Origin of the sequence: Marinobacter sp., assembly GCF_033722195.1 — a bacterium.
Classification (GTDB): domain Bacteria; phylum Pseudomonadota; class Gammaproteobacteria; order Pseudomonadales; family Oleiphilaceae; genus Marinobacter.
In genome coordinates this window covers 1-6,557 of the sequence record NZ_JAWVZL010000133.1, presented here as the reverse complement: position 1 = coordinate 6,557, position 6,557 = coordinate 1, and the positions used below count along the sequence as shown (strand labels likewise).

The 6,557-nt window shown below is 64.0% G+C and carries 7 protein-coding genes; 2 read left to right on the top strand and 5 right to left on the bottom strand.

Annotation, left to right across the window (positions count from 1 at the left end):
- From R3280_RS15450 to dctP, 5 genes are all read right to left on the bottom strand, one after another.
- The coding region (locus tag R3280_RS15450) for an AMP-binding protein (protein ID WP_318999506.1) at positions 1-467 on the bottom strand (467 nt) is incomplete at its 3' end.
- A complete protein-coding gene (locus tag R3280_RS15445; protein ID WP_318999505.1) occupies positions 464-1,819 on the bottom strand; it encodes a malonyl-CoA decarboxylase in 1,356 nt (451 codons plus the stop codon). The genes R3280_RS15450 and R3280_RS15445, both read right to left, overlap by 4 nt.
- Positions 1,820-1,861: 42 nt before the next feature.
- Positions 1,862-3,199: a TRAP transporter large permease gene (locus R3280_RS15440; protein WP_318999504.1), complete on the bottom strand. Its 1,338-nt coding sequence runs from the start codon at positions 3,197-3,199 to the stop codon at positions 1,862-1,864.
- A 1-nt stretch (position 3,200) separates the two neighbouring features.
- Entirely contained in the window at positions 3,201-3,656 is a 456-nt protein-coding gene (locus tag R3280_RS15435) for a TRAP transporter small permease (protein ID WP_318999503.1), read from the bottom strand.
- Positions 3,657-3,848: 192 nt separating this feature from the next.
- Positions 3,849-4,847: a TRAP transporter substrate-binding protein DctP gene (dctP, locus tag R3280_RS15430; RefSeq protein WP_318999502.1), complete on the bottom strand. Its 999-nt coding sequence runs from the start codon at positions 4,845-4,847 to the stop codon at positions 3,849-3,851.
- A 190-nt stretch (positions 4,848-5,037) separates the two neighbouring features.
- On the opposite strand from dctP, the gene R3280_RS15425 reads away from it, so the two are divergent.
- Both R3280_RS15425 and R3280_RS15420 read left to right on the top strand, forming a co-directional pair.
- Positions 5,038-5,736, top strand: a complete 699-nt coding sequence (locus R3280_RS15425; RefSeq protein WP_318999501.1) for a GntR family transcriptional regulator — start codon at positions 5,038-5,040, stop codon at positions 5,734-5,736.
- A 248-nt stretch (positions 5,737-5,984) separates the two neighbouring features.
- A partial coding sequence (locus R3280_RS15420) for a TAXI family TRAP transporter solute-binding subunit (protein ID WP_318999500.1) occupies positions 5,985-6,557 on the top strand: 573 nt, incomplete at its 3' end.

The window sequence follows — 6,557 nt, the reverse complement described above, 5'->3', positions numbered from 1 at the left end:
GCGCCGCGCGGCTCAATGGCGGTATAGCGCTCGGCCGTTGCGGCCCGGGTCATCAGGCTGCCGGTACCGTCATCGGCCAGGGTCTCCACGTGGGGGCAGCCGGTCTCCTGCGCCACTTTACGGGCGGCCTCCAGGGCGGCAGGCTGGCACACGAACAGGTGAGGCTCGGCGTTGCCCAGGAAGTAGCCGATCTCGGCGGCGGTATAGCCGGTATTCAGGGGCAGGTAGACACCGCCCATGCGCAGGCAGGCCAGGTAGAGCAGGATGGCCTCCGGGCTCTTGTCCACCTGCACCGCCACCCGGTCGCCGGGTTCCACGCCAAGCTCCACCAGGGCGCCGGCCAGTTGCTCGGTGACTTCCAGCGCCTCGCCGTAATTGTAGTTGCGGCCTTCCGGGGTCACGATGAAGTCGTGTTGACGGCGCTCGGTCATGCGCTTGGCAAAGCTCTCGAACAGGTTGTGGTTCATTTGTCGTTTTCTCCTTTCAGCAACTTGCGGCCGCGCCGGCTGAGTTCCCGGATGGCTGACGAACAGACGATGGTGCCGTCGGCGGTGAACTGCTCGTGGTTGCGTTCGATGTTATCCAGTACGTACAGGTAGTTGACCATCAGCCCGGCAGACTGCTTGAGGCCCTGGGCGGAAACGTCGCCAAGCCAGTTGATGCGGTGCAGCTCGGCGCCATTGCCCAGGTGGAAGCGGGCGACGGGGTTGTGGGGCAGGCCCTTGGCGTTCTTCTCCTTCAGCAGGTAGCGCGCCGCCAGCGGCCGGATGACCTCCTCCAGCTGCTGCGCCTGGGCTTCATCCTGTGGCCAGTCGGGGTTGGCCAGCAGCTTGAGGGTATCCTGGGCCTCCGGGCTCAGCAGCCCGGCTTCCTCGGTGTAGGTGGCCTCCAGCCATTTGCGGAAGCCGGGCAGGGGCGACAGGGTGACGAAATTGCGTAGCCCCGGCAGCTCCTGCTTGAGCTCCTGCACCACCTGCTTGATCAGGAAGTTGCCGAACGAGATGCCCCGCAACCCGGTCTGGCAGTTGCTGATGCCGAAGAAGGCCGCGGTATCGGCGGATTCCGGCTCGTCGATGTCGTAGCGGTCACTGGCCAGAATGACCTGGATCTGACTCGGCAGGCCCTTGGTGAGGGCCACCTCAACAAAGATAAGGGGTTCGTCGCCGATGGCCGGGTGGAAGAAGGCGAAACAGCGCCGGTCGCGCCCGTCCAGCCGGCGCCGGAGGTCCTCCCAGTCCTGGATCTTGTGGACCGCCTCGTAGCGGATGATCTTTTCCAGGATGTTGGCGGGGGTATGCCAGTCGATACGCTTGAGCACCAGGAAACCGCGGTTGAACCAGGACGCGAACAGGTGGATGAAGTCCGCGTTGATGGCCTCGAAGTCCGGGTGTCCCTGCATCAGCTCCAGCATGTCGGCCCGCATCCGTACGATCTCGTGGGTGCCGCCACGGGTGAGGTTGAGGCGCCGCAGCAGCTCCTGGCGCTTGGGTTCGCAGGCCTCGAACAGGGCTTCCAGGTTCTTGCTGCTGCGGTTCTTGCGGTAGCGCTCGTAGGCCAGGTCGATGGTGCGGGGGGCGGCGGAAAAGTCCGACGCCAGGCGCTCGAAGAAACGCAGTTTCTCGTCGGCGTCCAGTCTGGCGTAGATCTCCAGGGCGCGCCCTGCCAGGGTAATGCCGGACACCTCGCCGTCGCTTTGCATCAGGGCCTGGCAGGCCGCCACCAGGTCGTCGTGGTCGACATTCGGTAGGTGGGCGGCGCGGCGGCGTAGCACCGCGTCGCGCTGGGTGATGCTGGAAAACAGTTCCTGCAGAAAAGTCATGTTCATGTCCGCAACCTGTAGGTCTCGAAATGGCTCAAAGGGTCACAGCTCCGGTCCCATGAGAAGATCGGGCAACCAGGTCACCACGCCGGGGAAGATGCACAGCAGGACGATGGCCAGCACCATGCACAGGGCGTAGGGCAGGCTGCCCATGAGGATGTCCCGCAAGGCAATGTCCGGGGCAATGCCCTTGATGATGAACAGGTTCAGCCCTACCGGCGGTGTGATCAGGCCGATCTCCAGGTTGATGGTGAGGATCACCGCGAACCAGTAAGGGTCGAAGTTGGCCTCCAGGATGATGGGCAGCAGGATGGGTGCGGCCATGACGATGACCGCCACCGGCGGCAGGAAGAAACCCGCCACCAGCAGGAACAGGTTGATGGCCCCCATCAGCACCCACCGGTTCACCTCCATGTCGGCGATACCGGCGGCCACGGTCTGGGTGATGAACAGCGACGACAGGGCAAAGGCGAAGATCTCCGCCGCCGCGATGATCAGCATGATCATCACGCTCTCCCGCAGCGCATCCCGCATGATGTTGATGAGCGGTCGGGCCTGCCACATGCGGTAGATGATGACGGCCAGGGCAAGGCACAGGAAAGCGCCGATGCCGGCCGCCTCCGACGGCGTCGCCACGCCGCCGTAGAGTGCGAACAGGATGCCGCCCACAACCACCAGGAAGGGCAGAACCCGCACCAGGGCCCGGGAGTTGGTCTTGACGTTTTCCTTGACCTTGGCGGCTGCCTCCATGATGGGACTGGGGGTGTCGTAACCGCCCGCCAGCTTGCAGGCAATCAGCGTCCAGACCATGAACAGCCCTGCCAGCATCAGGCCGGGGATGGCGCCGGCAATGAACAGCCGGCCGATGGAGGTCTCGGTGGAGATGCCGTAGACGATCATGGTGACCGATGGCGGTATCAGGATGCCCAGGGTGCCGCCGGCGGCGATGCAGCCGGCGGCGACGCCATCCGGGTAGCCGCGTTTGCGCATCTCCGGGATGCCGAGCTTGCCGATGGCCGCGCTGGTGGCCGGCGACGAGCCGGAGAGGGCGGCGAAGATGGAGCAGGCCGCGATGTTGGAGATGGCCAGGCCCCCCGGCAGCCGGCCCATCCACAGGTCCAGGGAGCGGTACAGGTCTCGCCCCGTCGGGGATGACGCCACTGCCGCGCCCATCAGGATGAACATGGGAATGGCGACGAAGCCGAAGGAGGCCACCGCACCGAAAAAGGTCTCGCCGAAATAGGTCAGCTCCCCCATGCCCCGGTCCATGACCAGGGCGCCAATAGCCACACCGCCCAGGGCGAAGGCAATCGGGGTGCCGATCGCCATCAGTACCACCAGGGCGATGACCACCAGGATTCCGCTTGTTACAGGGTCCATGTCAGATCTCTCCGCGAAGAATTTCAGCCAGGTATTGCAGCGAGAGCAGCGTGGCGCCGGCGGTCATGGGGACGATGGCGGGCCACAGCGGCGGGTTCCACACGGTGCCGGTGGTCCAGCCGGCGTGGTAGGCCTCCAGCTGGTAGATCCAGGAGCCGTAGGCCAGGGCCAGGCAGAACGCCAGCCCCACCAGTGAGGCCACCAGATACATGATCTTCCGGGGCAGGGGCGCCAGCGAATCCGGCAACACCGTGACCGCCACATGGCCCCGGGTAAGCAGCACATAAGGCGCGCCCAGCAGCATGGCGCCGGCAATGGAGAAGGTGGTCAGTTCGGTCTGCCAGGTGGTGCTCAGGCCCAGGGCGTAGCGGGAGAACACCATGTGGCACACCACGATCACACCAAACACCAGCAGCGCCGCGGCGAGGACGCCCATCGCCAGGGTCAGCGTGTCCATACAGCGGATGTAGGCACCGATAATTCCGCCCCTGGGGGCTGTGGGGGGGGCGACGGGCTCCGGTGGCAGCCCTTTGGCTTTGGACGTATGGGAGAAGGGTTGTGACATGATGGCCTCAACGGGAAAGGATACGGCCGCCTCCGGGGGAGGCGGCGATTCGGGTTGAATGACTCTGCGAGCGGATCCCGGCGGTTATTCCACCGCCAGTGCCGCGTCGATCAGCGCCTTGCCGTTGGGAACGTTCTTGATGAAGGTCTCGTAGGAGCTCTTCTTGGCGATATCGAGCCAGGCCTGGTAGTTCTCGGCGCTCATGCTCACCACTTCCACGCCGTTCTTCTTGAACACCTCCACCATCTTCTCGTCAAGGCCGGCGGCCTCCTTGGCGAAGTAGTCCTCGGCTTTCTGGCCGGCTTCCATCAGGGCGGCCTGCTGGGCCTCGTTGAGCTTGTCCCAGCTCTGTTCGGAAATCAGGATGGGCTCGTACATGAACCAGAGGGCGTTCTCGCCCGGCGCGGTCAGGCAGGTGGCCACCTCGTAGATCCGGTAGGACACGAACGAGCCGGAAGAGGTGTTGGCGCCGTCCAGGACGCCGGTCTGCATGGCGGTGTAGATCTCCGACGACGGCATGGAAGCGATGGAGGCGCCGGCGGTGGCCAGCATTTCATCGAAGGCCGGGCCGGCGGCGCGCATGGTCTGGCCTTCCACGGTGTCCGGTGAAGTGACGCAGCGGATATCGGAGGCAAAACCACCGGCCAGCCAGGCATCCGCCAGCACCCGTGCGCCGGCGTCGTTGATCACTTTCTTGATCATGTCCATGAATTCGGAGTCGTTCAGGCGCTGCGCGCGCTCATGGTTGCGGACCAGGCCGGGCATCAGCGTGGCGGAGAATTCCGGGTGCCGACCACTGGCGTAATCCAGCGGCAGGGCGGTCATGTCGAGACGGCCACGCACCAGCGCGCCCCATTGTTCCTGGGCCTTGAACAGCGACTGGCCGGGATAGACCTGGATGGTCAGCCCGACATCGGCCTTTTCCACTTCCTTGGCCATCAATTGGACCATTTCGTCGCGGACATCGCCCTTGCCACCGGGAAACTGGTGGGAGGCGCGAAGGGTAACGTCGGCCGCCGCGGTGCCGGCGATGGCAGTGGCAAGGAGGGACGCGGCGGCAATCGGGAATAAGGGACGCTTCATGATGATTTTCTCCAGTCTTGTTGTTGTAAAATATTCATCAGACACATCTGATGTATATATCTATAATAGGGGATGATAGCCCTGTCAATTCGTTGTTCAAAAAAACACCGACTCCCGGTGGTGAGGGCGAGCCTTTAGAATTGGCAGGTGAGACCGGGGCAGCGGTTGCGGCAGAAACAGGAGAACCGGCTTGAAAATATCAAATGCTCAGCGGCTCAAGGATTCCCTTGAGAACGACATCATCAACGGCCGTTTCGCGCCCGGTGAGCGCCTGGATCCGGAGGCGCTGGAAAAGGCCTTCAATGTCTCCAGGACGCCCATCCGTGAGGCGATCCAGCAGCTCACCGCCAGCGGTCTGGTGGTGGTGGTGCCCAAGAAAGGCACCTTCGTGGCCAAGATCGGTGTCGACCAGCTGGTGGAAATGTTCGAGGTCATGGCGGAGCTGGAGGGCATGTGCGGCAGGCTGGCGGCGCGGCGAATCAGCGCCGAGGAACTGGTGGAGCTGAAACAGGCCCTCGCCCGGTGCGAGGCCAGCGTCACGGAGGGCGAGGGGCCCGACGAGTACTACTACGAGAACGAGGTCTTCCACCAGTGTATCTACAGCGCCAGCCACAACGCCTTTCTGGCCAATGAGGTCCAGCAGCTCAAGCAGCGCCTCAAACCCTACCGCCGCCTGCAGCTGAGGGTACGCCACAGGATGGCGCGTTCGCTGCAGGAGCACCGGGATATCTACCGGGCCATTGAAGCGGGCAACGCTGCCGCTGCCGAGGAGGCCATGCGCCAGCATGTGCTTATACAGGGCGAGCGCTTCAGCGATTTCGTCGCCAGCATGAAAAAGTTCGACTCCCAGGCCCGGACACAATTGGCGGATACCAGCGCCAGGGGCTAGGCTTGCTTTGGGGTGGCCCCGCTGCCCCCGGCAGGCCCGCGCTGGTGGAGCTGTGTCGTTTTCCACCCATTGCGGGTCCGGTAATGGGTCACAATCCGCCGATTCTGCTGTTCCGGACTCGCCGCCATGCACGCGACAGGCGGTGTCACTTAATCTGGCCCTGATCTTGCCTTACTGTAAACCGGTTGTTCTCTCCCTCCGTGCGGAGTGACACGTCCACAACAAAGACAACGATTCTGGAGTTCACGATGAACAAGACACGTGCCTTTCTGACTGCCGCCGTGGCAGCCTCAGTCACCTTTAGCAGCGCCGCCTTCGGTCAGGACCGTTCCGACTGGCCGAGCAACTTCACCGTGGGTACCGCCAGCCAGGGTGGCACCTACTTCGCCTACGGCTCCGGCTGGGCCAACTTTGTCGCCGAGAACCTGGGTGTTTCCGGCGGTGCCGAAATCACCGGTGGCCCGATGCAGAACATGGCGTTGGTGCACACCGGCGACCTGGGCTTTGGCCTGACCACCATGGGCCCGGCCCGAGAGTCGCTGGAGGGCGAAAGCCCGCTGGCCCCCGGCATGAAAATGGACAACGTCTGCGCCATCTTCCCCATGTATCAGACGCCCTTCTCGGTCACCGCCCTGGCAGGCTCCGGCATCACCAGCATCGATGAGATCCCGGACGGCGCCAGCATCGGCTTTGGCCCCGCCGGCTCCACCTCCGACACCTATTTCCCCCGCATGATGGAAACCCTGGGTGTGGAATTCGAGCGTCGCAACGGCAGCTGGTCCGACCTGGGCACCCAGCTCCAGGACGGCCTGATCGACGTG